A 26,817-nucleotide genomic window follows, 5' to 3' on the forward strand; every position below is an offset into this window, starting at 1 on the left:
GGCTCGGCTCATTGTCGCAGAACAGGTAACTTCGATGACTATCTCCCCCCCGCTGCTTCCCCAGAAAAACTGCGCCCTGCGCGTCGTGCCGCAACCGTCCGACGCCAACGTTCACGGCGACGTGTTCGGTGGCTGGATCATGGCCCAGGTCGACATCGCCGGCTCGATTCCCGCCAGCCGCCGTGCCAACGGCCGCGTCGCGACGATCGCCGTCAATTCGTTCGTCTTCAAACAGCCCGTGTTCGTCGGCGACCTGCTCAGCTTCTACGCCGACATCGTAAAGACGGGAACGACCTCGATTACCGTCTCGGTCGAAGTGTTCGCTCAGCGGATGAGCCTTACCGAAGAGCTTGTGAAGGTCACGGAAGCGACGCTCACGTACGTCGCGACCGATAAAGACCGCCGTCCGCGCAAGCTGCCCGACGTCGGCTGACTGACGCGCGCCCGCCAAGCGGGCGCACCGCCTGCTTCGCGCTCAGTGAGCAACCGCGTCGGGGCGCGCGCGTTGCAGCAGCGCGGGAATGGCGTCGTGCGGCATCGGGCGCGCGAAGAAGTAGCCCTGCATCTCCGTGCACGCGCGCTCTTTCAGGAAGTCCAGTTGCGCGGCGGTCTCGACGCCCTCCGCGATCACCTGCAATTGCAGCGAATGCGCGAGCGCGATGATCGCCGAGGTGATCGTTTCGTCGTCGCTCGAGGCGCCGATGTCGGAGACGAACGAACGGTCGATTTTCAGACGATCGACGGGGAAGCGCTTCAAATAGCTCAAGCTCGAATAGCCGGTGCCGAAATCGTCGATGGCAAGGCCGATGCCGAGCGCGTGTAGCTCGGACAGCATCGTCACGGCCTCCTCGGCGTTGCGCATGATCGTGCTTTCGGTCAATTCGAGTTCCAGATACTGCGGCTCGAGGCCCGTTTCCTCGAGGATCGACATGACGAGTTTGGCGATGTCGCGCTGCTGAAACTGGCGCGCCGACAAGTTCACCGAGACGCGCGCGGGCGGCAATCCCTCGTTTTGCCATGCCTTGTTTTGCCGGCATGCCTCGCGCAAGACCCACTCCGAGAGCGGTCCGATCAGCCCGCTTTCCTCGGCGACGGGGATGAACGCCGACGGCGGCACGAGCCCCACTTCGGGATCGAGCCAGCGTACGAGCGCTTCCATACCGACGATCTGCCCTGTTTGAATGTCCACCTGCGGCTGGTAGTGCAGCAAGAATTCGCCGTCGCGCAACGCGCGACGCAGACGTCGCTCGAGATTGAGCCGGGCGCCGACGCTCGTATTCATCTCCGGCTGATAGAACTGGAACGTGTTGCGCCCCATGTCTTTGGCGCGATACATCGCCAAGTCGGCTTTTTTCAGCAGGGTTTCGACGTCCTCGCCGTCCTGCGGATACAAGCTCGCCCCCATGCTGCACCCGACGTAAAGCTCGGTGCCGTCGAGCCAGACGGGTTCCGAGATCGTCGCCCGCACGCGCTCCATCCAGCCGATCAGCGTCTTTTCGTCGACGGCATCGGTCAGCACGATCACAAACTCGTCGCCGCCGTGACGCGCGACCGTATCGCTCGGCCTCGCGCTACGCGCAAGCCGCTCGGCCACGACGCCGAGCAGACGGTCGCCCACGCTATGGCCCAAGCTGTCGTTGACGTTCTTGAAGCCGTCCAGATCGATGAAGACGACCGCAAGCGGCTTACCGCGCGCGATCGCCTGGTTCAACCGCTCGCGCAGCAGATTGCGGTTCGGCAGCCGCGTGAGACCGTCGTAGTTCGCTTGGTACTCGAGCTGCTCCTGATAACGAATCAGATCCGTAACGTCGTTGATCACGCCGATATGGTGCGTAGTATTGCCGTCGGGATCGGGCACCGGCGCGATAAAGAGCTGATTCCAGAACAGCGCCCCGTCTTTGCGGTAGTTGCGCAAGACGGCGCTCACCTCGCGGTTCGCGGCAAGTCCCTCCCGAATCGCGACCAGTCCTTCTTGATCGTGGTCGTCGCGTTGCAGGAACCGGCAATCCTGACCGACGATTTCCGCCGGATCGTAGCCGGTGATGCGCTTAAACGCGGGGTTGGCATATTCGATGAGATGGCCGCTGCCGGAGGCCGCCGTAATCAAGATCGCGTTGACGCTCGCGTCGAGCGCCCGGCTTTGCAGACGCAAGGCGAGATCGGACCGCTTGCGGTCGGTCACGTCCATATAGGAGCCGAGCACGCCGATGACCGTACCGTCGCCGTTGGTGAGCGGGATCTTGCTCGTGATGCCGGCGCGATGCACCCCGTCGATCAGCGTCTCGAACTCGTAATTCATTTTCGGCACGCCGGTCTGGATCACGTCGAGATCGGCGCGGCGCAGCGACTCGGCCAGCGCGTTCCAGGGCATATCGTCATCGGTCTTGCCGATGACCTGCTCCGTGTACGCCAGACCCGCGTCGCGCGCGAACGCCATGTTGCACCCGAGATAGCGCGACTCGCGATCCTTCCAGAAGATGCGCTGGGGGATGTTGTCGATGACGGTCTCGAGCATCTGATTGGACCGCTGCGCCTCCGCTTCGACCTTGATTTGCTCCGTCACGTCGTCGGCCAGGACGAACACCGCCGGGCGGCCCATGAACGTCAATGCATGATTGGTGATGTCGGCGCTCAATTGCGTACCGTCGCGGCGGCGTTGCCGCCAAACGCCGGCCGATACGCGCCCTCGGCGCGGCGCCGCGTATCCGCGCACGAGATATGACTCAAGCCGAGCGATCTCGTCGGGCGAATACAGATCGCGAATCGTCATGCCGAAAAATTCGCCTTCGCCGTAGCCGTATTGCTGGACAGCCGCGGCGTTCACGGCGAGAAAACCCAGCGTTTCGCGGTCGTATATCCACATCGGCACCGGATGGGCATCGAACAGCTCGCGAAAGCGCTCGTCGCTGCGCCGCATCGCCCGCGCCACGCGAATTTTCGCGCGGGCGGCACTCTCGCGTACGCCGAACGTATAGATCAGCATCCCGCACCCTGCCACCATCGTAACGATGAGCAGCAACGTGGCGAGACGGGTCGAGTGCTCGGAAGCCGACAACGAAGATTCCAGTGCCTCGTCCTCGCGCTCGCGCAGTTTCGCGATCGAGGCGTCGACGACATCGAGCGCCGAGCCGACATGCATATAGACCGGCGCGACCCAAGCGCGCTCCGCGACGCTTGCGGCTGGCTCGCCCGTTTGCCCTGCCGCGCGGACCAAGGCGGAATGCGTCTGTGCCTCCAACGTATCGGCCAACGCCAACAGCGCTTCGAGATCGCCCCGCATCGCCGCGTCGCTCGCCAGCGCCCCGCGCAGGCGTGCTTTCCCGTTCGCGAGCGCAATCTCGCGATCGCGGACGAACGCGTCGCCAACCGGCTCGCCCGAGCGCGAGAAACGCCCCAGTGCCGCCAGGCCGGACCCGAGCGTCGCCCGGTACACGTCGAGATCGCGCTTGACGCTCATGGAGCGGGCCGTGCGCGAATCGGTCGCCCGCTCGCTACGGATTTGCCCGTAAGCGACGAACGCGTTTGCGCCGATCACAGCCGCGGCGACCGCGACGTTAATCAGCAGCCGTTTCGATAAAAAGGAACGCATTGGATGTCGAAAGCCGATCGAGTCTAGTGCCCAGGGTTGAGCGTTCCCAGGTTTCAGGGCACTCAGGATGGGGCGGCGCGGCGTGGGAGTGCGATGCGCCCGTGCGACCCTTCTTGCTGGGATCGATGCGAGCCTTTCCGTGCCATCTCATGGATAACGGCAGCGCTTACGGCGGGTTGAGGGTGGCGCGAAAAAAATTTTGCGAGGACGCCGGACCTCGGCGGGAGCCGCGCCGGCTCAGCTCATGAGGCCGAACTCTCGCATCGCAGGGACAAAATCGTGGCTCGCTTCCGGTTTGCGCGTCAGTTTCGTCAGGACATAGCGCTTAAAGGGATCGAGCGCGGCCCAGCGCTCCAGCGTCACGGCGGTCCCAGCCACCTCCCGGCTGTGGTTCAGCACGCCTTCGGGCACGGCGGCCGTGCCGCGCCAAACCGGATCCTGCTCGGGGGTGAACCACTCCGGTTCGACGTTCGCGTGCGTGCGCATCATTTCGAACAGCGCATGATCGAAGTTCGGCTCGATTCGCGCATCCTCGTCGACCGGAAACCGGGCCAGCAGCGCGCGGTCCGCATGCGGCAGCAGTTGCCACTGCGCGAGCGAAATGCGAAGGCCGAAGCGATCGAGATTGAAGCGGACCGACATCGGCATGTAGGTGAGGTCCTCCGACGAGACCAACTCGAAATCGAACAGCAACGGCGTGTCATGCAATCCCATGGCGGTGTCCTTTGGCGCGCATGCGCCGGCGCAAAGCGGGCACGCGGCGCCCGCTTGGGGTATTTTAGAACCTAATACGTGAAACGCCGGCCCGTGAGCGGCTGCGCGAGTTATCGACGAGGAACGATGTTGAACGACCCGTTGGACGGCGCCGACGAGCGCGGCGTCATTGAGCAAACCGTGCGCCGCCACCGCGACGGCGAAATCGAATCCGCGCTCGACCAAGTGGGCCAGGAATGGCCCGTGGCGCTCGTCTTCAACGGTATTTCGCATGCGGTCATGATGTGTACGCCGCGCGAGTTGGAGGCATTCGCCGTCGGCTTTTCGATCTCCGAAGGGATCGTCGAGCGGGGCAGCGACATCCGCGATATCGAAGTGACGTTTCATCGAGGCGGCGCAACGCTGCCTTACGCGCAGGTCGAACTCACGATCGTGCAGCAAGCCTTCGCCGCGCTGAAAGAGCGCCGGCGCGCACTGGCGGGCCGTACGGGTTGCGGCGTCTGCGGCATCGAGAGCATCGACCTGCTCGACCTCTCGCCCGAGCGTGTCCCGGCGAGCGGCTTCTTGGACCGGCTCGCGCCCGGTGCGATCGCCCGCGCCGCGCGTGAGCTGCCGTCGCATCAAGCGTTGACGCGGCTGACGGGAGGCCTTCATGCGGCCGCGTGGTGCGATGCCGACGGCGCGATCGTGGTGGCCTTCGAGGATGTGGGCCGGCACAACGCGCTCGACAAATTGATCGGCCGTATGGTGCTCGATCGCGTCGATACGACGAACGGTTTCGTTTTTCTATCGAGCCGAGCGAGCTACGAACTCGTGCGCAAGGCGGCACGTGTCGGCATTCCGATGGTGGCGACGATATCGGCACCCTCCTCGCTTGCCATCGCGATAGCGCGACAAGCCGGCATTCGGCTCGTCAGTTTTTGCAGGGAAACGAGCTTCGTCGAGTATTGCGACGAACTCGGCAAATAGTGCGATAGGCCTTGAATGTCGATATCGAGGCGGATGAGACCGGCAACGCGCAGGGTCCGTTTGGGGCGACGAGACCGCGTGTCGTCAAGCTCTCATCTCAAGTAATGGCAGGGCCGAGACTGATCGCATCCAACACCGCACGCGGAACAAAGACCGTTTTATTTAGATCAAAAGAATACTCGCCCCCAACCGGATAAACTGCTATCGAGCACAGGAGGTTATCCACGAGCAAATAAAAGATGTCGTCCTCGTTCGCATTGACGAATATCGCCCCCGGCGTGATCGGATTTCCCGGAATAAAGCTGCCGACGAGCACATCGTTGACGATGACATCGTTCATCGAACTGAATAAATTATAGTATGTTTGAGAATCAGGAAACGGTCTAGGGATACCATTCAGAATCAAATAAATCGTATTGCTCCTGCTGCTCTTGACCCGTTTTCTGTAGTATTTCGGATCGACTGCCTCTCCCCCGAAGGCATTGCGATCAGCCGATATGGGCGCGATGCCTTCCGGCAGAGATACACTATCCATGTTCATCATATCCCCAGTCAACATAACTTCAGGCGCAAGAGCGCGAACGACGAGTGCTTGCCTCGCACCGATCTCAAGGCAGAGATTCGATCCGAGCGGCGTTGACGATCACGTCGGGAAGCTTTAGGATTTTTGTCGAATCGAACGAAAACTTACTGAATGCATTGGCGTTCGGTATGAAATAAAACCGACCATTCGTAGCTAGGTAAACACTGGAGCTCGATTGAGCTTGTACCAGGCTCGCGCCCGACGTGAGATCGGGTCCCGGCGATTCAAGGTCGTTCGAGATTTGCACACCGTCCCAAGACGCGAAGAGGTTGGTATATGTCTTGGAATCGGGCACCTTGCGGGGACTCTCGCCCATCCACAAATAAACAGGCGCACCCTTGCTGCGCTGCAATCTTTTCCCTTCATTGGGGTTGTTGGATATCAGCGAATCGCAAGATTGCTCGCCCGATGCAATAGCCTGATTCTCCGGTGCAGAGATTGGCTGGTCGCCCATAGCCCTACTCCATATGAGATTCGAACATGAGTTAGTTATTCGAGCCGAAACAGGACAACTCGAAACGCGATTCATTGCTCAATTGTTTTAGAGAAAGCATAGACCAAATCGATGCCGTGAGAACGAACGTAAGGGCAACGATCGAAAGGTGCGCTCAACATTTGAGCATGGCTTGTGAGGTCCGCGGCCGATCGAGGAAGCGTCGCATCGATCGAATGCCGATCAATCTCAACATTTAGGCGATGCGATGGAGAGTGCCGATACGCGGAAGGTGGGCGAGCGACGAAGCGCAGCAAGAAACCGTGGAGGCGACCTTCGGCGGCAAAGCGATGCGTTTCCCGCTAAGGGCGTACCGCACGGGCACGGAACCCAGCGGTACGCGGCGTCTTTAACCGAACTGCCTGAAGTCCGGCTTACGCTTCTGGAAGAATGCCATCATCGCTTCGCGGGCTTCCGGCGCGAGCAGCATCTTGCCGAAATGCACGACCTCTTCCTTCATTCGATCGGCGATTTCCTGATCGTGCGCGCGCTTCATCAACATCTTGGTCACGCGCAGCGACGATGCGGGCAACGCCGCGAGTTTGACGGCTTGCGCATAGGCGAATGCGTCCACCTCGCCGGCAGGCAGCAGACGATTGACGATGCCCATCCGGTGCGCTTCTTGGGCGTCGAACGCCTCGCCGAGCATCAGCTTTTCGGCGGCGAGCGCGTAGCCCGCGAGGCGCGGCAAGAGCAGGCTGGATGCCGCCTCCGGGCACAACCCCAATTGCGAAAACGGCAGCGAGAACGTAGCCGACTCGGCGGCATAGACCATATCGCAATGCATGAGCAGCGTTGTGCCGATCCCGACGGCGACGCCGCAGACCGATGCCACGATCGGCTTTTGCGCGCTGCTGATGCGCGCGAGGAACTGCAACACGGGCGCATCCGCGCTTGTCGGCGGCGACTTCATGAAGTCTTCCAAATCGTTGCCGGCGCTGAAGGCCTGCTCGCCGCCGCGAATCAAAATCGCGCGTACGGACGCGTCCTCGTTCGCATCGGCCAGCGCGTCCGCCATGGTCTGATACATCGCCGCCGTGATTGCGTTTTTCTTTTCGGGCCGATTCAAAGCAATCGACATGACGCCTTCGGCACTACGCTCAATCACAATTTCCATCGTCTCTCTCCAAAGGAAAAACGGTTCGCGGCGCCGGAGGGTCGCTCCGGCGCGTACGAACCGTCATTGCCGGGTCACGGCGGGATTTACAGCCGTTCGATGATGCCCGCTGCGCCCATGCCGGTGCCGACGCACATCGTCACCATGCCGTACTTCAGGTTGCGGCGACGCAGCCCGTGCACAACCGTAGCCGCACGGATCGCCCCCGTCGCGCCGAGCGGGTGGCCCAACGCAATCGCGCCGCCGAGCGGGTTGACCTTGGCCGGGTCGAGCCCGAGTTCGCGCACCACCGCCAGCGATTGCGCCGCGAACGCCTCGTTCAACTCGATCCAATCGAGATCGTCCTGCGTGAGGCCCGCCGCCTTGAGCGCCGCCGGAATTGCTTCCTTCGGGCCGATACCCATCACTTCGGGCGGCACGCCGCGCACGGCAAAGCTCACGAAACGCGCGAGCGGCGTTAAGTTGAACTGCTTCAGGATCTTCTCGGACACGACGATCAGCGCACCGGCGCCGTCCGACGTTTGCGAGCTGTTGCCGGCCGTGACCGAGCCCTTGTTCGCGAACACTGCCCGCAGCTTGCCGAGGCCTTCGAGCGTCGTATCGAGACGGGGGCCTTCGTCGAGCGCGATCTCGCGCGTCTTCGTCTTCACCTCGCCCGTGGCGAGATCCGGCGTGCGTTCGACGATCGTGTACGGCGAGATCTCGTCCTTAAACTCACCGGATTGCTGCGCGGCGATCGCCTTTTGATGCGACTCGAGCGAAAAGCGATCCTGATCCTCGCGGCTCACCTTCCAGCGCTCCGCCACGCGCTCGGCCGTCAGGCCCATGCCGTAGGCGATGCCGAAGTTTTCGTCGTTGTCGAAGATGTGCGGCGACATCGACGGCGTGTTGCCCATCATCGGCACCATGCTCATCGATTCGCAACCGCCCGCGATCATCGCATCGGCCTCGCCGACGCGAATGCGGTCGGCCGCCATCGCGAGCGCGGTCACGCCCGACGCGCAGAAGCGATTGACGGTCACGCCGCCCACCGACTGCGGCAGCCCTGCCAGCAGCGCACCGATCCGCGCGACGTTCAGGCCTTGCTCGGCTTCGGGGATCGCACAGCCGACGATCGCGTCTTCGATCACCTTCGTATCGAGGCCGGGCACTTGCGCCACGGCCGACTTGATCGCGTGCACCAGCAACTCGTCCGGGCGCGTGCTCTTGAATACGCCGCGCGGCGCTTTGCCGATCGGCGTGCGGCTTGCGGCGACAATGTATGCGTCTTGCAATTGTTTGCTCATTTGGAGCTCCTGCCCGTTAGTTGCGCACCGGCTTGCCGGTTTGCAGCATGCCCATGATTCGCTCTTGCGTCTTTTGCGTGCCGAGCAGATCGACGAATGCCCGGCGCTCGAGCGCGAGCAGCCATTCTTCGTCGACGAGACTGCCCGCTTCGACGTCGCCGCCGCAAACGGCTTCGGCGATGCGCGAGGCGATCAGGAAATCGTGCGCGCTGATGAAGTTGCCGTCGCGCATGTTCACGAGCTGCGCCTTGATCGTGGAAATCGCCGAGCGACCCGCGACCGGAACTTGGCGGACCGGCAGCGGCGGACGATAGCCCGCGGCCGCCAGCGCGCGCGCTTCCTTCTTGGCGGTATCGAGCAACTCGAACACGTTGAACACGATCGTGTCCGACGGCTTCAAATAACCCATTGCACGCGCTTCGATTGCGGACGCCGAGACCTTCGCCATGGCCGCGTTTTCGAACGACTTCGTGAGGAACTTCAACAGCTCGCCGTTCGATGCGCCGATCGCGCTAGCCGCATCGGCGGCGCGCAGCGCGGCTTCCTTCAGGCCGCCGCCCGCCGGCACGAGACCGACGCCGACTTCCACGAGGCCGACATAGCTTTCGATATGCGCAACGCGCTTCGCGCTGTGAAGCATCAGCTCGCAACCGCCGCCGAGCGCGATGCCCGAGACCGCCGCCACGACGGGCACGTTCGCGTATTTCACGCGCAGCATGCCTTGCTGGAACTTCTTGACGAACGGCTCGATGCCCTTGGCGCCGCCCATCATGAAGGCGGGCATCGCTTCTTCGAGGTTGGCGCCGGCCGAGAACGGGCCGCCCGGCGTACCGAGCTTGAGCGACGTCGGCTGCCAGACCACGACACCCTTGTACGACTTCTCGGCGAGTTCGATCGCTTGCGCCAGGCCGTCCAGCACGCCCGGGCCGATCGTATTCATCTTGGATTTGAACGAGACGATCACGACGTCGTCTTCACCGGCGCGGTCATCCACCCATGCGCGGACCGAATCGGTCTCGAACAGCGTCTTGCCGTAAGCCTTGGGATCGACACCGGCTTCGCCGAAGAGCGGCGCCCGGAATACCTGCTTGCCGTAGACGGGCAAGTTCGAGCGCGGCTCGAACTTGGCTGCCGCGGGCGACCACGAGCCTTCGGCCGTATGCACGCCGCCCTTTTCGGCGACGGCACCTTCGAACACCCACGACGGCAGCGGCGCGTTAGAGAGCGCTTTGCCCGCCGCGATATCTTCTTGGACCCACTCCGCCACTTGCTTCCAGCCGGCCGCTTGCCAGCCCTCGAACGGACCCTCGTTCCAGCCGAAGCCCCAACGAATGGCGAGGTCCACGTCGCGCGCGTTGTCGGCGATCGACTCGAGGTGCACCGCGATGTAGTGGAACACGTCGCGGAAGATCGACCACAGGAACTGCGCTTGGGGGTGCTCCGATTCGCGCAACAGCTTCAGACGCTCGGCGGCCGGACGCTTCAGAATGCGGCCCACCAATTCGTCGGCTTTCGCACCGCCGTCGACGTACTCGCCCGTCTTCGCGTCGAGCACCTTGATCGCTTTGCCGTCCTTCTTATAGAAACCGCCACCCGTCTTTTGACCGAGCGCGCCCTTGGCGACGAGAGCGGCCAGCACGGCCGGCGTCTCGTACACGGGGAAGAACGGATCGTCGGCGAGGTTGTCCTGCATCGTCTTGATGACGTGCGCCATCGTGTCAAGACCGACGACGTCGGCCGTACGGAACGTCGCCGATTTGGCGCGGCCCAGACGCGAGCCCGTCAGATCGTCGACTTCGTCGAAACGCAGCCCGAACTTAGCCGCTTCGGTGATGACGGCCAGAATCGAGAAGATACCGACGCGGTTGGCGATGAAGTTCGGCGTATCCTTCGCGCGCACGACGCCCTTGCCGACGACGCTCGTCAGGAACGTTTCGAGATCGTCGACAATGTGCGGCTGCGTATGCGTCGTCGGAATCAGTTCGACGAGATGCATATAGCGCGGCGGATTGAAGAAGTGCACGCCGCAGAAGCGCGACTTCAGTTCGTCGGAGAATCCTTCGGACAACTTAGTAATCGACAAGCCCGACGTGTTCGTCGCGAAAATCGCATTCGGCGCGATATGCGGCGCGACCTTCTTGTACAAGTCGTGTTTCCAGTCCATCCGCTCGGCGATCGCCTCGATAACGAGATCGCACTGCTCGAGCTTGGCGATGTCGTCTTCGTAGTTCGCCGGCTCGATGTAGCGGGCATCGTCCTTCGCGCCGAACGGCGCGGGCGACAGCTTCTTCAAATTCTCGATCGCCTTCAAAGCGATCGCGTTCTTCGGGCCTTCCTTAGCCGGAAGATCGAACAGCAGCACCGGCACCTTGGCGTTGATCAGGTGCGCGGCGATCTGCGCGCCCATCACGCCGGCGCCGAGCACGGCCACCTTGCGAATGATCAGATTGCTCACGTCTTTCCTCCCTCGGAGTCATGCGTTTTGGCGGGCTCGATGGCTGCGCGTCGCACGCGGCGACGCGGGTCGAGCCGCGGTGAATCGGAGAGCGCGGCGCGTCTTTTGCGCGCGCCGCGCGGCGGAAGCGCCGGCTTAGAACAGCGCCTCGTCGACTTCCATCAACGTCTTCGAACCCGCGCGGGCTTCGCGGATCGTCTTAGCCGTTTCGGGCAAGAGCTTCGCGAAGTAAAAACGCGCCGTGGCGAGCTTCGACTTGTAGAACGGGTCGCCCGACGCCTCGTTGTCGAGGGCGATGCGCGCCATGCGTGCCCAGAAGTACGAAAACACCAGATGGCCGACCGTGCGCAGATACGGCACTGCCGCCGCGCCCACTTCGTCCTGGTTCGCCATCGCCTTCATGCCGATTTCCATCGTGAGCTTCTGCACCTTGTCGCCGATGTCGGCGAGCGGGTTCACGAACTCTTGCATTTCGGGCTTCACGCCTTCGGCTTCGACGAAGTCGGTCACGAGCTTGCCGAACTTACGCAGCTTCGCACCCATGTCGCCGAGGACCTTGCGGCCGAGCAAGTCCAGCGACTGCACGGCGTTCGTGCCTTCGTAGATCATGTTGATGCGAGCATCGCGCACGTACTGCTCCATGCCCCATTCCTTGATGAAGCCATGGCCGCCGAAGATCTGCATCGCATGGTTCGTGCACTCGAACGCGTTATCCGAGAGGAACGCCTTCAGGATCGGCGTGAGCAGCGCGACCAGATCGGCTGCTTCCTTGCGCTCGGCTTCGTCTTCGTGCGAAAGCTCTTTGTCGATCTGCACGGCCGACCAGTACGAGAACGCGCGCGCACCTTCGGCGTAAGCCTTTTGCGCGAGCAGCATGCGGCGTACGTCCGGATGCACGATGATCGGATCGGCAGCCTTTTCGGGTGCCTTCGGGCCCGTCAGCGAACGCATTTGCAGGCGTTCCTTCGCGTAGACGAGCGAGTTTTGATAGGCGACTTCCGTGAGGCCGAGGCTTTGCATGCCCACGCCCAGACGCGCCGCGTTCATCATCACGAACATCGCCTGCAAGCCGCGGTTCGGCTCGCCGACGAGCCAGCCCTTGGCGTTGTCGAGGTTCATCACGCAGGTGGCGTTCGCGTGAATGCCCATCTTATGCTCGATCGAGCCGCACTTGATGCCGTTGCGCTCGCCCGGCTCGCCTGCGTCGTTCGGCAGGAACTTCGGCACGACGAACAGCGAGATACCCTTCGTGCCCGGGGGCGCATCGGGCAAACGTGCGAGCACGAGGTGGACGATGTTCTCGGACAGATCGTGTTCGCCGCTCGAGATGAAGATCTTCGTGCCGGTGATGAGATACGAGCCGTCGCCGTTGGATTCGGCTTTCGTGCGCAAGATGCCGAGGTCGGTGCCGCAATGCGGTTCGGTCAGACACATCGTGCCCGTCCACTTGCCTGCGACGAGCTTAGGCAGATAGACCTTTTGCAACTCGGGCGTGCCGTGTGCGTGCAGACACTCGTAGGCGCCGTGCGAAAGGCCCGGATACATCGTCCACGCCTGGTTCGCCGAGTTCAGCATTTCGTAAAGCGCGTTGTTCACGAATGCGGGCAACCCTTGGCCGCCGTATTCGGGATCGCAGCCTAGGGCGGGCCAGCCCGCCTCGACGTATTGGCGATACGCCTCCTTGAAGCCCTTCGGAGTCGTCACCACGCCGTCGCCCGCGTACGTGCAGCCTTCTTGATCGCCGCTTTGATTCAACGGGAACAGGACTTCGGCGCAGAACTTGCCCGCTTCTTCGAGCACTTGATTGATGGTGTCGGCATCGAGATCGGCGTGCTTCGGCATGCCTTTCACTTCGGTTTCGACGTTCAGCAGTTCGTGCAGCACGAATTGCATGTCGCGCAGCGGCGCGGCGTACTGACCCATGACTTCCTCCAAAGGTTTACATCTTGTCTTGTACAGATCAAGCCGTGAGTGGCAGTCAGTGCGCCGGGTAGGAGCGTGGCTGACTAACGGCTTTCGCTCTGATACGAAACGATCGTTTTTTCCAGCGCGGCCCGCGTCAGACGTTCGGCATCGGGCAGATGCAGGAAACGCGCGTCGTGATGCAGGCCGAGCGTGAAGCTATACAGTTCGAACAGCATTAGGTTCGGATCGGTGTCCGAGCGCAAATGCCCCTCTTCAACGGCTTGCGAAATTGCTCTCAGCAATGCCGCCCGCCAGGTCGAGACGCTCAGGACGAGTTGCTCGCGCACCGGGTTGTCGCCACGGTCGTCGTACTCGACAGCGCCGCTGATGTAGATGCATCCCGTCATCACTTCCTGGATGCGTTTCTCCATCCAACGGCCGAGCATCGCGCGCAATCTCGGCAAGCCGCGCGGCTCGCGCAGACTCGGGAAAAACACCTCCTCTTCAAAGCGGCGGTGGTACTCGCGGACGACTTCCACTTGCAAGTCCTCGCGCGAGCCGAAATGCGCAAAAACCCCGCTCTTGCTCATCTGCATGCGCTCGGCAAGCAAGCCGATCGTCAAACCCTCGAGTCCGTTACGACTCGCTAGATCGAGCGCCGCATCGAGAATCGCTGCGCGCGTTTGTTCACCTTTTCGCATGGCCTCTCTGTACCGTTCTTTTGGCTGTGCAATCAAAAAATAGAACGGCCGTACTATTATTGAGCGCGGCCGCCCTCGAAACAAGGACTTTATTAGAAACTGGAATCTAACCGGGAAGCTAGGGGCGCTTGCCCGCTCGAGCGCCGGACGGCGCCGTCTTCCGCGCGCCTGTGCGGCGCGGCGAGGCGGCGCTAATCGTATCCGCCGACGGTCAGGACCTTCATCACGGCGCGGTACGTCGCGTAAGCGAGCCAGTTGATTAAGCGCTTCCCCCAAGGACGCGCGGCGTATGCGGCGGGGTCGACGGGACGAGCCTGCGCGAACGCCTCCACTATCGCCTCGCGCAACTGGCCGATCTCCCGGTGCTCGATCAGCACGACGTTGGCCTCGTTGTTGAGCACGAGGCTGAGTGCGTCGAGATTGGAAGAGCCCACCGTCGCCCAGTTCGAATCGACGACCGCTACTTTACCGTGCAACATCGTCTTTTCATATTCGGCGATTCTCGCACCGGCGCCGAGAAACGTTCGGTAAAGATGGGGCACCGCGTGATCGAGTGCGATAAATTCGTTGCGACCGATCAGCAGATGAACCTCGACGCCGCGCCGGGCCGCCGCCACCAACGCGCGGCGTAGCTTGCGTCCGGGTACGAAATACGGGTTGGCCAGCAAGATCTCGTGCCGTGCCCGGCCAATGGCGACCAGGTACGCTTTTTCGATCGCGCGCCGGTTGACGAAGTTATCGCGCGCGATAAAGGCGACGCTCGGCGCTTTCAGCGCCTGTTCCGAGGCATGGGCGGACGGCTGCGACGGGGCCGTGGCGCCCGTCGCGCTCGCTTGCTCGCGCAGTGCGAGCGCGCGCGGCACCGCCTCGGCGTATGGGCGGTGCCCGAGCGTTAAGCGCCGCCATTGCGTGTCCAGCGCGGCGCCGATGCGCGCGACGACGGGTCCCGTCAATCCGACCGCGAAGTCCCAGCGCGGATGCGCGAGCGGACCGTTCGCGGCGGCAAAGTCGTCGACGATATTGATGCCGCCGCAAAACGCAACTCGGCCGTCGATCAAGGCGAGCTTACGGTGCGTGCGCGAGAGCCCGAATCGGCCGAATACGCCCAGCCATCCGGGGTTGTAGATTCGATGCTCGATGCCCGCCGCCACCCATTCGTCGAACAGCGGGAGGCGGCCCGTCCCTAAGCCGTCGGTGATCACGCGCACGCGCACGCCACGGCTTGCCGCCCGCACGAGCGCGTCGGAGACGGGGCGACCTGCTTCGTCGTCGCAAAAGATATAGGTCTCGAGCGTGACCCTCTCTCGCGCATCGTCGATATGACCGATCAACGCGGTGAAATAGTCGGCACCGCTCTTGAAGAGCCGCACTTCGTTGTCGGCCGTGAAGGCGAGCCGCCATGCCCGGCGTTTGGAAACGAGGGCGGCCCCGATCCGCACGAGCCGGCGTGCGCCGCGTCCGCTCATGCTCGCTCGGGCGGCAGCTGCGAAATCCCAGCGGATGCGCTGCCTGCCCGCAACCGGCGCGGCAATTGCAGGATTGCATCGCGGTTGGACGAGGAGAAACACCGCGCCGCGGCCTGCTCGTACGGCAGCCACAGATAGGCCGTGTGCTCGCGCGGCGCGAGCGTGACCTCGAGTTTGTACGGCACCTCGAGCCCGAACCAATGTTCCACGTTGCGCGTGACGCCTTCGGCGTAGCGATGGCGCCAAACCGGGTAGATCTCGTATTCGATCCGCTCGCCCCAATCGATCAGCGCCTCGGGCGCAACGATCGGGCCGCCGACGACGATACCCGTTTCCTCCGCCACTTCTCGGACGGCGGTTTCGGCGAGCGGTTCGTCGATGCGGTCCTTCGATCCGGTCACCGATTGCCAGAATTCGGGGCGGTCGGCGCGCTCGATCACGAGCACGTCAAGCTCGGGCGTGTAGATGACGACGAGGACCGACTCGGGAATTTTCGGCGTTTTTTGCATGGCGTTCGATTGATTTGCAGTACGCCCATCAGCATAGCGCAGCAGTTGCGCACCGGCTCGCGCGACGCATCCGCCCATCGACGATCGACGCTGCCGCGTGCCTCGATGAATCCGCTTCGGGCAAGACCGCCTCAAGTACAAAACTCGACATAACTCCACACAATTCAACCGCTCTCCCGGTTGACCCATCTATTTTTTATTCTTACGATTTATTACTAGGCATAAAGACAATAAAAATCGAATGCTTTCACATCAATCGGATTTTGCCGTTGCTGTAGCCGTTCGTTGAATATCAAAAAAGCCAAATAAGGATAAAAATGAAAGAAAAATGCATTGGAAATGGCGCCGGAATCGGGCCGCTTGCCCGGCGCGTAGGAGGGACAACGCTGGCGCTGAGCATGCTCGCGCTGGCGGGTTGCGGCGGGAACGGAAACAGCACCACCACCCCCGCCGTAGCAGCCGACCAAACGTACACCGATAACGTTGCCTATTCGCCGAACGCCGGGGATTCGCTGCCTGCGGCGCAGGTCACCGAACAAGCGGCCGTCATGCATCACCAATGGTCGAGCGGCGGCGCGAGCGTTCCGTATACGACCACCACCGGGCATCTGACCGCTTCGGATACGAGCGGCAAGCTGGAAGCGACGATGTCGTACGTCGCATACGTCGCTCAGAACACCAGCGGCACCCCTCGTCCCGTCACGTTCTTTTACAACGGCGGGCCCGGTTCGTCATCCGTCTGGTTGCGCCTCGGCTCGTTCGCGCCGACGCGGGTCGCGACGCCCGATCCCTTGATGACCAACTGGCCGAACTATCCGCTCGTCGACAACGCGGAAAGCCTGATCGCCACGACCGACATGGTGTTCATCGATCCGCCGGGCACCGGTCTGTCGGAGGCAATCGCACCGAACACGAACAAGACGTTCTGGGGCTCCGATCCCGACGTTCAGGTGATGCGCGACTTCATCCGCCGCTACATCGCCGTGAACAACCTGACCGGCTCGCCGCTTTATCTGTACGGCGAATCGTACGGCACGCCGCGCACGGACATGCTCTCGCTGTCGCTCGAATCGGCCGGAGTACATCTGACCGGGATCGTGTTGCAGTCGTCGATCCTGAATTATGCGGCCTCGACCGGCGATACGTCGGCCGGGTCGTTCCCGTCCTACGCAGCGGTCGCGGCCTACTACAACCTGGCGTCGCCGTCGCCGACGAACCTCGGTACGTACGCGCAGCAGATCCGCAACTTCGTCACGGCGCAGTACACGCCGCTCGTACAGTACTCGACCGCTACGCAACAGGTTGCGATTCCCGCCGCCACGTTGAGCAATTGGTCTTCCCAGACGAATCTGTCGACGGCGTCCTTGAGCGCTTACTTCAAGTACTTTTACGACACGGAGGCCTCGCCGGGCCAGACGCTGCTCGTGCCGGGCTACACGATCGGTCGTTATGACGGACGCGTCTCGTTGCCGAACAGCGATTCGCGCCTTACCGCCGACAACGACCCGTCCGATATCTTGATCTCGCAGCCGTTCACGACCGCGCTTGCGGCGCAGATGCCGAGCTACCTCGGCTATCAGGCGCCGCACGCGACTTACCAGACGCTGAACGACAAGATCATCGGCGTATGGAATTTCAGTCATGGAGGCAAGACGCAACCGGATACGATCCCCGATCTGCTCGCGGCGCTCATGCTCAATCCGCAACTGAAAGTGTTGGCATCCAACGGCTATCACGATCTCGCGACACCGTTCTTCGAGACGGAAAAGGAATTGGCCCGACTGAAAACCGTAAAAGGTATTAATCCGAACATTCAGCTCACGTTTTACCAGGGCGGTCACATGATTTATTTGGATAATGTTGCGCGACCGCAAATGCAGGCCGATCTCGTGTCGTATTACAAGAATCAGTCGATTTCGAATGCGACGACGCTTGCGCAACTGGCGGCGCCGTGGGCCGATCAGAGCCCGGCGAATACGCCGACGGTCGCAACCACTGTCACGACGGCCCCCTGATCTCTCATCTCCAATGCGTGGCGGAGCCCCGTTGTTCGGGCTTGCGCTCGTGACACCTTTTTTTGTGAGCTACGTTATGTTCCAAATCTCATTGCTGCGCCTGTTGCCGCGCGCATCGTTGGCGGCCGCGCTCGTTCTCTGCGCGGGCGGCGCCTTCGCATCGACGCTGCAAGCCGTTTCGCCCCCCACGCCGCTCGCCGGTGGCGGCGTAGATGGCCCTTTCCTCCAGCGCGGCGCACGCGCATCGTCCGACACCCCAACGACCGGGGCAGCACTCAAGCAAGAGGCTCAGAACCGGCTAGCCGCGAGTCTCGGCGCGAACCGTGCATTCAGCGACAACGCCGCCATCACGCAGGTTCAAGCCCAGGCGAGCGGCCTAGGCTACGTTTCCGAGCATTTCCAGGAAATCGACACGGCGCGTAGCGGCAAGGTGACACTAAAGCAGGTTCAGCAGTATTTGCAGCAGCACTAATAAAGCCAAGGAATAAAAAAAACCAGCGGGTGGATCGACATCCACCTGCTGGTTTTTTTGTACCTTGCCTCTGTGCGAAGGCCTGTGAGCGCCCTCGCCGACCCCTCGGCGTCTTACGCCTTCGGCTGCTCCGGCTGGCGCAAACGGATATGCAACTCGCGCAGTTGCCGCTCGTCCACGGCGCTCGGCGCCTGCGTCAGCAGACACTGCGCACGCTGCGTCTTCGGGAACGCGATCACGTCGCGGATCGAATCGGCGCCAGCCATCATCGTCACGATACGATCGAGCCCGAACGCAATCCCGCCATGCGGCGGCGCGCCGTATTGCAGCGCGTCGAGCAGGAAGCCAAACTTCGCCCGCGCTTCTTCATCATTGATCTTGAGCGCGCGGAAGACCTTGCTCTGGACGTCTTCGCGATAGATCCGTACGGAACCGCCACCGATTTCCCAGCCGTTCAGCACCATGTCGTACGCCTTGGCGAGACAACGGCCCGGGTCCGTTTCCAGATACTCGAGGTGCTCGTCCTTCGGGCTCGTGAACGGATGGTGCGCAGCGACGTAGCGCGCTTCTTCCTCGTCGTACTCGAACATCGGGAAGTCGATCACCCACAGCGGCTTCCAGCCCGCTTCGACGAGGCCGTTCGCCTTGCCGAAATCCGAGTGGCCGATCTTCAGCCGCAGCGCGCCGAGGCTGTCGTTGACCACCTTCGCGCGATCCGCCGCGAAGAAAATGATGTCGCCGTCTTTCGCACCGGTGCGCTCGAGAATCGCCGCAATCGCCGCATCGTGCAGGTTCTTGACGATCGGGCTTTGCAGACCGTCACGGCCCTTCGCCGCTTCATTGACCTTGATCCACGCCAAACCCTTCGCGCCGTAGATGCGCACGAATTCGGTATAGCCGTCGATGTCGCCGCGCGTAAGCTCGCCGCCCTTCGGCACGCGCAGTGCCGCTACGCGACCGTCCTTCGTGTTCGCCGGTGCGCTGAACACCTTGAACTCGACGTCCTTCATCGCGTCGGTCAGTTCGGTGAATTCGAGCTTCACGCGCAGATCGGGCTTGTCGGAACCGAAACGCGCCATCGCTTCCGAGTACTGCATGACGGGGAACGCCTCGTCGAGCGTCACGCCGATCGTCTCCTTGAAGACGTGGCGAATCATCTGCTCGAACAGATCGCGGATTTCCTGTTCCGTAAGGAACGACGTCTCGCAGTCGATCTGCGTGAATTCGGGCTGACGATCGGCACGCAAGTCTTCGTCGCGGAAGCACTTGACGATTTGGTAGTAGCGATCGAAGTTCGCCACCATCAAGAGCTGCTTGAACAGCTGCGGCGATTGCGGCAACGCGAAGAATTGGCCCGCGTTCACGCGCGAGGGAACGAGGTAGTCGCGCGCGCCTTCGGGCGTGCTCTTCGTGAGCATCGGCGTTTCGATATCGATGAAGCCTTGCGCATCGAGATACTTGCGCACTTCCATCGCGACGCGATAGCGCAAACGCAGATTGTTTTGCATCTGCGGGCGACGCAGGTCGAGCACGCGGTGCGTGAGGCGCGTCGTTTCCGAGAGGTTGTCGTCGTCGAGCTGGAACGGCGGCGTGACCGAAGCGTTCAACACGGTCAACTCGTGGCACAGCACCTCGATTTTGCCGCTCTTCAAGCCTGCGTTGACCGTGCCTTCGGGACGATTGCGCACGACGCCTTGAACGCGAACGCAAAACTCGTTACGCACGCCTTCGGCGATCTTGAACATCTCCGCGCGGTCGGGGTCGCAGACGACTTGGACGAGCCCTTCGCGATCGCGCAGGTCGATGAAGATGACGCCGCCGTGGTCGCGCCGGCGATGCACCCATCCGCACAGCGACACGGTTTGGCCCAACAGATGTTCGGTCACCAGACCGCAGTATTCAGATCTCATCGACATGGTATTCGTCTTTCGTTTGGCATTTGAGGGCAGCGCGTGCGGTGCTATTCCGGATCACCGCACGGCGGCATTAAAGGGGCGGCTCGACCGGGCGGCGCGCCGGCGCGCTCGCCGGCAGTTGCGGGGCGACTACGCCCATCGAGACGATGTACTTGAGCGCGGCGTCGACCGACATGTCGAGCTCGATGACCTCCGCCTTGGGGACCATCAAAAAAAAGCCCGACGTCGGGTTCGGCGTCGTCGGCACGTACACGCTCACGTGCTCTTGCTGCAAATGGTTGATCACGTCGCCGCCCGGGGCGCCCGTAAGGAACGCGATGGTATACGAGCCGCGCCGCGGGTACTCGATCAATAGGGCTTTTCGGAATGCGTTACCGCTGCTCGAGAGCAGCGTATCGGACACCTGCTTCACGCTCGTATAAAGCGGCCCGACGATGGGGATGTGCCGCAAGATCGCGTCCCACCAGGTCACGAGCTTTTGCCCGACGAAGTTTTGCGTGAACAGCCCGACGATGAAGATGAACGCCAGCGTGAGCAGCGCCCCGACGCCGGGCAAATGGAACCCGAACAACTTCTCGGGCTGCCACGATTCGGGCAGCAACAGCAGCGTCTGGTCCATCGTACCGATGATAAGCCCCAGCACCCACAGCGTGATCGCCAAAGGTACGAGGACCAGCAAGCCGGTCAGAAACACGGATTTGAGCGTCGTCTTTTTCATGTATACCGCCAGGGAACCGCTAGGAATGAATCAGCGCGCTTATTCGTACCGCCCTGCGCTTGATGAGCGCGATGCCGCGCGACGACGTCCCGTCGGCGCCGGCCTCGGCGCCATCCGTGGCGACGCCCGCTCAGGCGTCGGACGTCGTGGACGCGGCGGGCGCAGCCGGCGTGCTCGTGCTGGCCGGTACGGCGGCCGAATCGGACTTGGCCTCCGACTTCGCTTCCGGCGTGGCATCGGACTTGGCCGCGGCTGTGCCGTTCGCACCGCCGGAGCCGCCGCGGAAATCGGTGACATACCAACCCGATCCCTTCAATTGAAAGCCCGCGGCCGTCACTTGCTTACGAAACGAGTCCTTTTCGCATTGCGGACACTGCGTCAGCGGCGCGTCGCTCATCTTTTGGAGCACGTCTTTCTCGAAGCCGCACGATTCGCAACGGTAGGCGTAGATCGGCATAATTCTCTTCCCGACTATTTCCGACAAAAAAACGGTTAAGCGCTTACAAAGCGTTGAATTATAGCCGCAATTGGGCGCGGCCCCGCTTAAGCGACGCTGGGCGCCGCGCAGCTCGCAAATTGAGGGCGCCGCCAACGAAAATCAAGTGTGCGGGACGCAGCGCGCGAGCGATCGCCCGGTTCCCGCGCGGCACGCGCGCAGCTTACCGCCGGCGCCAGCTCATCCAGCGCTCGCGTCCCGCGAATACCGGAATCGAATCGTCCACGGCTTCGTCCTCGACGAGGTCGAACGAGGGGCGCACAAGCGCGTCGAGTTCCGCTCGCGTGATCCCGAACGGTGGGCCTTTAGGCGCCTCGTCGAAGAAGAAAAAGCCTGCCAGCAAACCGCCGGGCTCGAGCAGTTCGGCCATCCTCGCCGCATAGTCTGCGCGGCGCGCGGGCGGCAATGCACAAAGGAACGCGCGCTCGTAGATCCAGCCCGGAGCGAACGGGGGCCGATAGGTGAAGAAATCGGCTTGTTCGACGAATGCCGCGTGAGGACCGAGCTGCGCGCGTGCGGCCGCGACGGCATCGGCGGCAAAATCGATCGCTCGCACGGTCCAACCCGCCTGCGCGAGCCAGCCGACCTCATGGGCGTTGCCGCACCCCGGAACGAAGACAGGCACCGGGGTCGAGCGAGCGGCAAAGGAGGCGAACGCCGCGGGCACGCCGGCTTGGTCCCATGGCGTGAAGCCTTGCCGAAAGCGCTCGTCCCAAAACGCAGCCGTATTCGGATCGCGTGTGGCGAAAGCGGGCGCCGCGCCGCCGGCGGGCTTTGATCCCGGGCGATCGGGCGATGAAGGCTCAGTCATGGCGTTAAGCTCCGTAAGCGATCGCAAGCCACGCACGGGCGACTACGGCGCCGACGCCGACCGCCACGCCGAACAGCAAGAGCGCCTGCAACATGCGGTTCGTGCGCTTTTGCTCGAGCAGCAGGAGTTTGACGGTCGCATCGTGCGTCGCGCGCGTCCCGTCGTGCCGCTCGGCGAGCACATGGTGAACAAGACGCGGCAACTGCGGCAGCGTCTTGCTCCACTGCGGCATTTCCACTTTGAGCCGCTCATACCACCCGCGCCAGCCGATCTGCTCGGTCATCCACCGCTCGAGGTAAGGCTTGGCCGTCTTCCACAGATCGAGTTCGGGATCGAGCGAACGCCCGAGCCCTTCGACATTGAGCATCGTCTTTTGGAGCAAGACGAGTTGCGGCTGGATCTCGACGTTGAACCGTCGCGACGTGGAAAACAACCGAAGCAACACTTGGCCGAGCGAGATGTCTTTCAGCGCGCGATCGAAATACGGTTCGCAAACGGCGCGAATGGCGCTTTCGAGTTCTTCCACGCGCGTGCTGGGCGGCACCCAACCAGATTCCAAATGCAACGTGGCGACGCGGTGGTAGTCGCGCTTGAAGAACGCGAGAAAATTCTGGGCCAGGTAGTTCTTATCGAAGTCGGACAACGCGCCGATGATCCCGAAATCCAAGGCGATATAGCGGCCGAAGTGAGCCGGATCGAGACTGACTTGGATATTGCCGGGGTGCATGTCCGCATGGAAAAAGCCATCGCGGAAGACCTGCGTGAAAAAGATTTCGACGCCTTCGCGCGCAAGCTTCGGGATATCGACGCCGGCCGCCCGCAGCGTCTCGACCTGGCTGATCGGGACGCCGACCATGCGCTCCATGACGAGCACGTTCGGCGTGCAGAACTCCCAATACATCTCGGGGACGAGCAGCAAATCGAGCCCCGCGAAGTTGCGGCGAAGCTGGCTGCCGTTCGCGGCCTCTCGCATGAGGTCGAGTTCGTCGTGCAAGTACTTGTCGAACTCGCCGACGACCTCGCGCGGCTTGAGCCGCTTGCCGTCGGCCCACAGGCGCTCAGCCCAGGTCGCCAAATCGCGCAGCAGCGCCAAGTCCGAGTCGATCACGGGCAGCATGTTCGGCCGCAACACCTTGATCGCAACGTCCTTACCGGCATGCTGGCCCGACTTTACCTTGGCGAAATGCACCTGAGCGATCGATGCGCTGGCGACCGGAACGCGCTCGAAGTCGTCGAAGAGCACGTCGACACGTGCGCCGAGCGACTTCTCGATGATGTCGATGGCGACGGCCGAGTCGAACGGCGGCACTTGATCTTGCAGTTTTGCCAGCTCGATCGCGACGTCGGCCGAGAGTAAATCGCGGCGCGTGGAGAGCACTTGCCCGAACTTCACAAAAATCGGGCCGAGGCTTTCGAGCGCGAGGCGCAAACGGACAGCCGGCGGCGACGTGTAACGGCGGCCGATCGTGCCGATGCGCACGAGGAATCGGACGCGGCGATCGCTGATCCGGCTCAACATCATCTCGTCCAAGCCGAAACGCCAGACGGTGTAAGCGATCTTGATGAAACGCAATAGACGCATAGGTGGCCCGCTCGCTATCGCACGCGGCGCAAGGCATTAGCCTCGCGCGCGAGCGTTTGCTGATCGAGCCGCTCGATCCGTTTTTCGACGCGCGCGAGTGCGTCGCGGGCGCGCGCAAGCTCGCTATTGAATGCATCGAGTGCATCGCGACGCACGAGCTGCGGGTTCTCGTCGAGCAAATATTCGGCGATCGAATCGCGCAAACCGCGACCGGCGCGCAGCGCCTGCGCCCCGGCCGTACGAACGAGCTCGGCAGCGCGATGAGCGGGCGCGTCGCCGATCAGCTTGGCCAAATCCTCCTCGGGCTCCCAGCGCAGATGCTCGGCCAGCTTCGCGAGCTGGGTGGCGAACTCGGCGTCGCCTTCGATCTTCACATGCTTCATAACCGCGGCTTGCCCGCCTTGCATGAAGGCCGGCAACGCATCGGAGGCGACTGCCAGGGACACGTCGACCGCGCGGGCGTCGATTTCATCGACGGCACTCAAATAGCCGCCGGGTTCGACGGCAAGCGTCAGGGTGATCGAGGAGAACTTCAGACGAGCCGTCTTCCCCGCGTAAGGAGCGAGGCGGTCACGCGCCCACGCTTCGCGAGCGAGCAGGTGATTGACGGCGGCGGCAAAGGGCTTGGCGGCAAGTGTCATCGGAGAGCAATAAAAAGCCCGCGCGGGCGGTAGCCGACGCGGGTCTCTATTGTAGCGCCCGATGGCCGGGCAACCGACGCTAGGCAAATGCGTTATGACGAATGGCCGGGGTGGAACGGTCGGGCTAGGAACGCCCGCGCCAACAATGGCCGCGGCGCGATCTAGCCTGAACCGAGGCTTAATGCGCCGTCTGCTCGATCCCGGCGAGCACCCAGCCATCGCCGCCGTGTTTGGGTTTCGTCAATTGCCACGTTTCGGCGAACGGCTGAGCCGCAGCCCCCCCGCCCTCTCGGAGCAGGCCAGTGTAACGCACGCTTGCGACATATTCGTTCGCATCTTCGGCCAGATCGACGAGCTCGGCATTGAGCTGCACAACGTCGGTCTCATCACGCTCGCCGCGCGCTTCGAAATCGACCTTCAGTTCGGCAAACATCTCGGGGGTCGAGAACGCGCGGATGTCGGCGAGCTTACCCGCATCCCATGCGGCCTGAAGTCGCACGAAGTTGACCTTTGCATGGTGCAGGAAGGCGGCCTCGTCGAAACCGGACGGCCGCTCGAATGTGGCCGGCACCGTCGCCGCCGAGACGGCGGCCGCGCGGCCGGCGCTCGGCGCCGGCGTCTCATCGCTGCCGCCGAACCCGTCGCGCCCCATCGGCATCGCCCCGCCGGCCGTGGCAAGCGAGGGAGCAGCGGACGCGCGCCGCAGCGACAGCAGCTTGCGAACGAGCCAGATACCGGCCATCGCCAACAACGCGACGACGATGACGTTCGCCATGGCGCTCGCAAACGCGCCGCCTAACCCGAAATGCGACAGCAGCGCGGCGATGCCCAAGCCTGCCGCGAGGCCGGCGATCGGCCCAAGCCAACGCGAACGCGCCGATGCAGCGGCCGTGGGAGCCGGCGCAGGCTGCGCGCGCGCCGCCTGGGCAGCGTTGCTCGGCTGCGTGCCGGCCGGCGCTTGACGCCCAAGCGGCTGCGCGGGCGGGGCACTTTCGCGCTGCATCGTTTGCGACTGGCGCCCCATGCTGCGCCCGCCGCTCATTCGCTTCGCCTCTGCATCGAGGGTGGCCAGCGCGCCGGTCGCGATCATCGTCGCCACGGTGAAGAGCCGGATTCGCTTCGAAAAACGCCATGAAAGCTGTTTGGAAGAATGCGAAAGCGAACCGGCCATGTTGGTATTCCTTATGAAAACAATGGGTTAGGGGATCTAATATTTCACCCCCACGTGCAAGGCTACCACGCCAGCTGACAAATTGTAATATTTCACGCCATCGAGCCCGGCCTGCTCCATCATCGTTTTCAACGTGTCTTGATCGGGATGCATCCGAATCGATTCGGCCAGATATCGGTAACTGTCGGCATCTTGCGCGAACTTCGAGCCAAGCCACGGCAAGACCTTGAACGAATACACGTCGTAGGCCTTTTTAAGCGGCTCCCAAACTTTCGAGAACTCCAGCACCAGGAGCCGGCCGCCGGGCTTCAAGACGCGGCGCATCTCGGAAATGGCCACTTCCTTGCGGGTCATATTGCGCAGCCCGAACGCCACGGTCACGACATCGAAGTAGTTGTCGGGAAATGGGATTTTCTCGGCGTCGCATAGCAGCGACGGCGTGACGACACCGCGATCGAGCAAGCGGTCGCGGCCCACGCGCAGCATCGATTCGTTGATGTCCGTCAGCCAGACTTCACCGCTCGGGCCCGCCTGTTTCGCGAAGGCCTTGGACAGATCGCCCGTGCCGCCGGCGATGTCGAGCACCTTGTAGCCGGGCCGTACGTTCGCTTGCGCAATCGTGAATTGCTTCCAGACGCGGTGCAACCCGCCCGACATCAAGTCGTTCATCAGGTCGTAGTTGGTGGCCACCGAGTGGAACACGCCGGCCACCTTCTTCGCCTTATCTTGTTCGTCTACGGTCTCGAAGCCGAAGTGGGTCTTGCTCATCGCGTTTATCCTCCGCGTTTCATATCAGTGACAGTGGCCCCGGGGAGCCGATGCGGCCGTCATCGGCGCATCGCGGTCGAGCCCCGCTGCTGCGAGCCTGTCGAAGTAGGTTCGCCAAAGTGCGTCCTGGCACGTGGCCAGTTCGTACAGCAAATCCCAGGAATAGATGCCCGTCGCATGGCCGTCGGAAAACGTCGGCTGCAATGCGTAATTGCCCACGCCGTCGATCGAGACGATCGTCACCTCGCGTTTGCCGGTTTGCAGCGTCTCTTGCCCCGGTCCGTGCCCGCGCACCTCGGCCGAGGGCGAATACACGCGCATCAATTCAAAAGGAATCCGATAGCTGAGGCCGTTCGGGTAGCGCAGCTCCAACGCGCGCGATTTTGCATGGACGACGATGCTCGTGGGCACCGGCGTTTCGGGAGTCAGTCCGCTCATCT

At 62.6% G+C, this 26,817-nt stretch carries 24 protein-coding genes; 4 read left to right on the forward strand and 20 right to left on the reverse strand.

Annotation, left to right across the window (positions count from 1 at the left end):
• Nucleotides 1-34 precede the first annotated feature (34 nt).
• On the forward strand, nt 35-433 hold the full coding sequence (locus tag AB1286_RS09105) for an acyl-CoA thioesterase (RefSeq protein WP_430362966.1): 399 nt from the start codon (nt 35-37) through the stop codon (nt 431-433).
• 42 nt (nt 434-475) lie between these two features.
• Here AB1286_RS09105 and AB1286_RS09110 read toward each other — a convergent pair whose 3' ends face one another.
• Together AB1286_RS09110 and AB1286_RS09115 are read right to left on the reverse strand one after the other, a co-directional pair.
• Complete coding sequence (locus AB1286_RS09110) at nt 476-3,589, reverse strand: sensor domain-containing protein (RefSeq protein WP_430362967.1); 3,114 nt, start codon at nt 3,587-3,589, stop codon at nt 476-478.
• A gap of 237 nt (nt 3,590-3,826) precedes the next feature.
• Nucleotides 3,827-4,303, reverse strand: coding sequence for a nitrate reductase associated protein (locus AB1286_RS09115; protein ID WP_430362968.1), 477 nt, complete (start codon nt 4,301-4,303; stop codon nt 3,827-3,829).
• 126 nt (nt 4,304-4,429) lie between these two features.
• On the opposite strand from AB1286_RS09115, the gene fdhD reads away from it, so the two are divergent.
• The gene (gene fdhD, locus AB1286_RS09120; RefSeq protein WP_430362969.1) at nt 4,430-5,272 is read left to right on the forward strand and encodes a formate dehydrogenase accessory sulfurtransferase FdhD; all 843 of its coding nucleotides are present in this window, start codon (nt 4,430-4,432) and stop codon (nt 5,270-5,272) included.
• A gap of 97 nt (nt 5,273-5,369) precedes the next feature.
• On the opposite strand, the gene AB1286_RS09125 is transcribed toward fdhD, so the two are convergent.
• From AB1286_RS09125 to nudB, 9 genes are all read right to left on the reverse strand, one after another.
• Nucleotides 5,370-5,807 (reverse strand): hypothetical protein, encoded by a 438-nt coding sequence (locus tag AB1286_RS09125; RefSeq protein ID WP_430362970.1) that lies wholly within the window; start codon nt 5,805-5,807, stop codon nt 5,370-5,372.
• Nucleotides 5,808-5,880: 73 nt separating this feature from the next.
• Entirely contained in the window at nt 5,881-6,309 is a 429-nt protein-coding gene (locus AB1286_RS09130) for a hypothetical protein (RefSeq protein WP_430362971.1), read from the reverse strand.
• 388 nt (nt 6,310-6,697) lie between these two features.
• Entirely contained in the window at nt 6,698-7,465 is a 768-nt protein-coding gene (locus AB1286_RS09135; protein WP_430362972.1) for an enoyl-CoA hydratase, read from the reverse strand.
• A gap of 86 nt (nt 7,466-7,551) precedes the next feature.
• Nucleotides 7,552-8,751, reverse strand: a complete 1,200-nt coding sequence (locus AB1286_RS09140; RefSeq protein ID WP_430362973.1) for an acetyl-CoA C-acyltransferase — start codon at nt 8,749-8,751, stop codon at nt 7,552-7,554.
• 16 nt (nt 8,752-8,767) lie between these two features.
• The gene (locus AB1286_RS09145; protein WP_430362974.1) at nt 8,768-11,206 is read right to left on the reverse strand and encodes a 3-hydroxyacyl-CoA dehydrogenase/enoyl-CoA hydratase family protein; all 2,439 of its coding nucleotides are present in this window, start codon (nt 11,204-11,206) and stop codon (nt 8,768-8,770) included.
• A 135-nt stretch (nt 11,207-11,341) separates the two neighbouring features.
• A complete protein-coding gene (locus AB1286_RS09150) occupies nt 11,342-13,129 on the reverse strand; it encodes an acyl-CoA dehydrogenase C-terminal domain-containing protein (RefSeq protein WP_430362975.1) in 1,788 nt (595 codons plus the stop codon).
• 83 nt (nt 13,130-13,212) lie between these two features.
• Nucleotides 13,213-13,812, reverse strand: a complete 600-nt coding sequence (locus AB1286_RS09155) for a TetR/AcrR family transcriptional regulator (RefSeq protein WP_430362976.1) — start codon at nt 13,810-13,812, stop codon at nt 13,213-13,215.
• Nucleotides 13,813-14,003: 191 nt separating this feature from the next.
• On the reverse strand, nt 14,004-15,278 hold the full coding sequence (locus AB1286_RS09160) for a phospholipase D-like domain-containing protein (RefSeq protein WP_430362977.1): 1,275 nt from the start codon (nt 15,276-15,278) through the stop codon (nt 14,004-14,006).
• Nucleotides 15,275-15,787, reverse strand: a complete 513-nt coding sequence (nudB, locus tag AB1286_RS09165; protein ID WP_430362978.1) for a dihydroneopterin triphosphate diphosphatase — start codon at nt 15,785-15,787, stop codon at nt 15,275-15,277. Before nudB ends, AB1286_RS09160 begins: the two co-directional genes overlap by 4 nt.
• A 317-nt stretch (nt 15,788-16,104) precedes the next feature.
• Between nudB and AB1286_RS09170 the strand changes: the two genes are divergently transcribed.
• Together AB1286_RS09170 and AB1286_RS09175 are read left to right on the forward strand one after the other, a co-directional pair.
• Nucleotides 16,105-17,802 carry a S10 family serine carboxypeptidase-like protein gene (locus AB1286_RS09170; protein ID WP_430362979.1) on the forward strand — a complete coding sequence of 566 codons (1,698 nt, stop codon included), beginning with the start codon at nt 16,105-16,107 and terminating at the stop codon, nt 17,800-17,802.
• Between the two features lie 76 nt (nt 17,803-17,878).
• A complete protein-coding gene (locus AB1286_RS09175) occupies nt 17,879-18,274 on the forward strand; it encodes a hypothetical protein (RefSeq protein ID WP_430362980.1) in 396 nt (131 codons plus the stop codon).
• 113 nt (nt 18,275-18,387) lie between these two features.
• Here the strand turns inward: AB1286_RS09175 and aspS are convergent, their stop codons facing one another.
• The 9 genes from aspS to AB1286_RS09220 all read right to left on the reverse strand — a co-directional run bounded on the left by aspS (nt 18,388) and on the right by AB1286_RS09220 (nt 26,815).
• Entirely contained in the window at nt 18,388-20,190 is a 1,803-nt protein-coding gene (gene aspS, locus AB1286_RS09180; RefSeq protein WP_430362981.1) for an aspartate--tRNA ligase, read from the reverse strand.
• 70 nt (nt 20,191-20,260) lie between these two features.
• The gene (locus tag AB1286_RS09185) at nt 20,261-20,908 is read right to left on the reverse strand and encodes a DUF502 domain-containing protein (RefSeq protein WP_430362982.1); all 648 of its coding nucleotides are present in this window, start codon (nt 20,906-20,908) and stop codon (nt 20,261-20,263) included.
• 130 nt (nt 20,909-21,038) lie between these two features.
• Nucleotides 21,039-21,365, reverse strand: coding sequence for an FmdB family zinc ribbon protein (locus AB1286_RS09190; RefSeq protein WP_430362983.1), 327 nt, complete (start codon nt 21,363-21,365; stop codon nt 21,039-21,041).
• Between the two features lie 202 nt (nt 21,366-21,567).
• The gene (locus tag AB1286_RS09195) at nt 21,568-22,215 is read right to left on the reverse strand and encodes a methyltransferase domain-containing protein (RefSeq protein ID WP_430362984.1); all 648 of its coding nucleotides are present in this window, start codon (nt 22,213-22,215) and stop codon (nt 21,568-21,570) included.
• Between the two features lie 4 nt (nt 22,216-22,219).
• Complete coding sequence (ubiB, locus tag AB1286_RS09200) at nt 22,220-23,797, reverse strand: ubiquinone biosynthesis regulatory protein kinase UbiB (RefSeq protein ID WP_430362985.1); 1,578 nt, start codon at nt 23,795-23,797, stop codon at nt 22,220-22,222.
• Nucleotides 23,798-23,811: 14 nt separating this feature from the next.
• The gene (locus AB1286_RS09205; protein WP_430362986.1) at nt 23,812-24,438 is read right to left on the reverse strand and encodes a ubiquinone biosynthesis accessory factor UbiJ; all 627 of its coding nucleotides are present in this window, start codon (nt 24,436-24,438) and stop codon (nt 23,812-23,814) included.
• A 178-nt stretch (nt 24,439-24,616) separates the two neighbouring features.
• On the reverse strand, nt 24,617-25,609 hold the full coding sequence (locus tag AB1286_RS09210) for a Tim44 domain-containing protein (RefSeq protein ID WP_430362987.1): 993 nt from the start codon (nt 25,607-25,609) through the stop codon (nt 24,617-24,619).
• Between the two features lie 36 nt (nt 25,610-25,645).
• Nucleotides 25,646-26,377 (reverse strand): bifunctional demethylmenaquinone methyltransferase/2-methoxy-6-polyprenyl-1,4-benzoquinol methylase UbiE, encoded by a 732-nt coding sequence (gene ubiE, locus AB1286_RS09215; protein WP_430362988.1) that lies wholly within the window; start codon nt 26,375-26,377, stop codon nt 25,646-25,648.
• Nucleotides 26,378-26,401: 24 nt separating this feature from the next.
• Nucleotides 26,402-26,815, reverse strand: coding sequence for a gamma-butyrobetaine hydroxylase-like domain-containing protein (locus AB1286_RS09220; RefSeq protein WP_430362989.1), 414 nt, complete (start codon nt 26,813-26,815; stop codon nt 26,402-26,404).
• Between the last annotated feature and the right edge of the window lie 2 nt (nt 26,816-26,817).

This window comes from Trinickia sp. NRRL B-1857, from assembly GCF_050470685.1.
Taxonomy (GTDB): Bacteria; Pseudomonadota; Gammaproteobacteria; order Burkholderiales; family Burkholderiaceae; genus Trinickia.

Coding starts and splice junctions, on each gene's coding strand:
- AB1286_RS09125 (WP_430362970.1), bottom strand. CDS start 5,807: ATGGATAGTGTATCTCTGCCGGAAGGCATCGCGCCCATATCGGCTGAT.
- AB1286_RS09115 (WP_430362968.1), bottom strand. CDS start 4,303: ATGGGATTGCATGACACGCCGTTGCTGTTCGATTTCGAGTTGGTCTCG.
- AB1286_RS09175 (WP_430362980.1), top strand. CDS start 17,879: ATGTTCCAAATCTCATTGCTGCGCCTGTTGCCGCGCGCATCGTTGGCG.
- ubiB (WP_430362985.1), bottom strand. CDS start 23,797: ATGCGTCTATTGCGTTTCATCAAGATCGCTTACACCGTCTGGCGTTTC.
- AB1286_RS09170 (WP_430362979.1), top strand. CDS start 16,105: ATGAAAGAAAAATGCATTGGAAATGGCGCCGGAATCGGGCCGCTTGCC.
- AB1286_RS09140 (WP_430362973.1), bottom strand. CDS start 8,751: ATGAGCAAACAATTGCAAGACGCATACATTGTCGCCGCAAGCCGCACG.
- AB1286_RS09210 (WP_430362987.1), bottom strand. CDS start 25,609: ATGGCCGGTTCGCTTTCGCATTCTTCCAAACAGCTTTCATGGCGTTTT.
- AB1286_RS09110 (WP_430362967.1), bottom strand. CDS start 3,589: ATGCGTTCCTTTTTATCGAAACGGCTGCTGATTAACGTCGCGGTCGCC.
- AB1286_RS09220 (WP_430362989.1), bottom strand. CDS start 26,815: ATGAGCGGACTGACTCCCGAAACGCCGGTGCCCACGAGCATCGTCGTC.
- fdhD (WP_430362969.1), top strand. CDS start 4,430: ATGTTGAACGACCCGTTGGACGGCGCCGACGAGCGCGGCGTCATTGAG.
- AB1286_RS09205 (WP_430362986.1), bottom strand. CDS start 24,438: ATGACACTTGCCGCCAAGCCCTTTGCCGCCGCCGTCAATCACCTGCTC.
- AB1286_RS09105 (WP_430362966.1), top strand. CDS start 35: ATGACTATCTCCCCCCCGCTGCTTCCCCAGAAAAACTGCGCCCTGCGC.
- ubiE (WP_430362988.1), bottom strand. CDS start 26,377: ATGAGCAAGACCCACTTCGGCTTCGAGACCGTAGACGAACAAGATAAG.
- AB1286_RS09160 (WP_430362977.1), bottom strand. CDS start 15,278: ATGAGCGGACGCGGCGCACGCCGGCTCGTGCGGATCGGGGCCGCCCTC.
- AB1286_RS09190 (WP_430362983.1), bottom strand. CDS start 21,365: ATGCCGATCTACGCCTACCGTTGCGAATCGTGCGGCTTCGAGAAAGAC.
- AB1286_RS09195 (WP_430362984.1), bottom strand. CDS start 22,215: ATGACTGAGCCTTCATCGCCCGATCGCCCGGGATCAAAGCCCGCCGGC.
- AB1286_RS09135 (WP_430362972.1), bottom strand. CDS start 7,465: ATGGAAATTGTGATTGAGCGTAGTGCCGAAGGCGTCATGTCGATTGCT.
- aspS (WP_430362981.1), bottom strand. CDS start 20,190: ATGTCGATGAGATCTGAATACTGCGGTCTGGTGACCGAACATCTGTTG.
- AB1286_RS09130 (WP_430362971.1), bottom strand. CDS start 6,309: ATGGGCGACCAGCCAATCTCTGCACCGGAGAATCAGGCTATTGCATCG.
- nudB (WP_430362978.1), bottom strand. CDS start 15,787: ATGCAAAAAACGCCGAAAATTCCCGAGTCGGTCCTCGTCGTCATCTAC.
- AB1286_RS09155 (WP_430362976.1), bottom strand. CDS start 13,812: ATGCGAAAAGGTGAACAAACGCGCGCAGCGATTCTCGATGCGGCGCTC.
- AB1286_RS09185 (WP_430362982.1), bottom strand. CDS start 20,908: ATGAAAAAGACGACGCTCAAATCCGTGTTTCTGACCGGCTTGCTGGTC.
- AB1286_RS09150 (WP_430362975.1), bottom strand. CDS start 13,129: ATGGGTCAGTACGCCGCGCCGCTGCGCGACATGCAATTCGTGCTGCAC.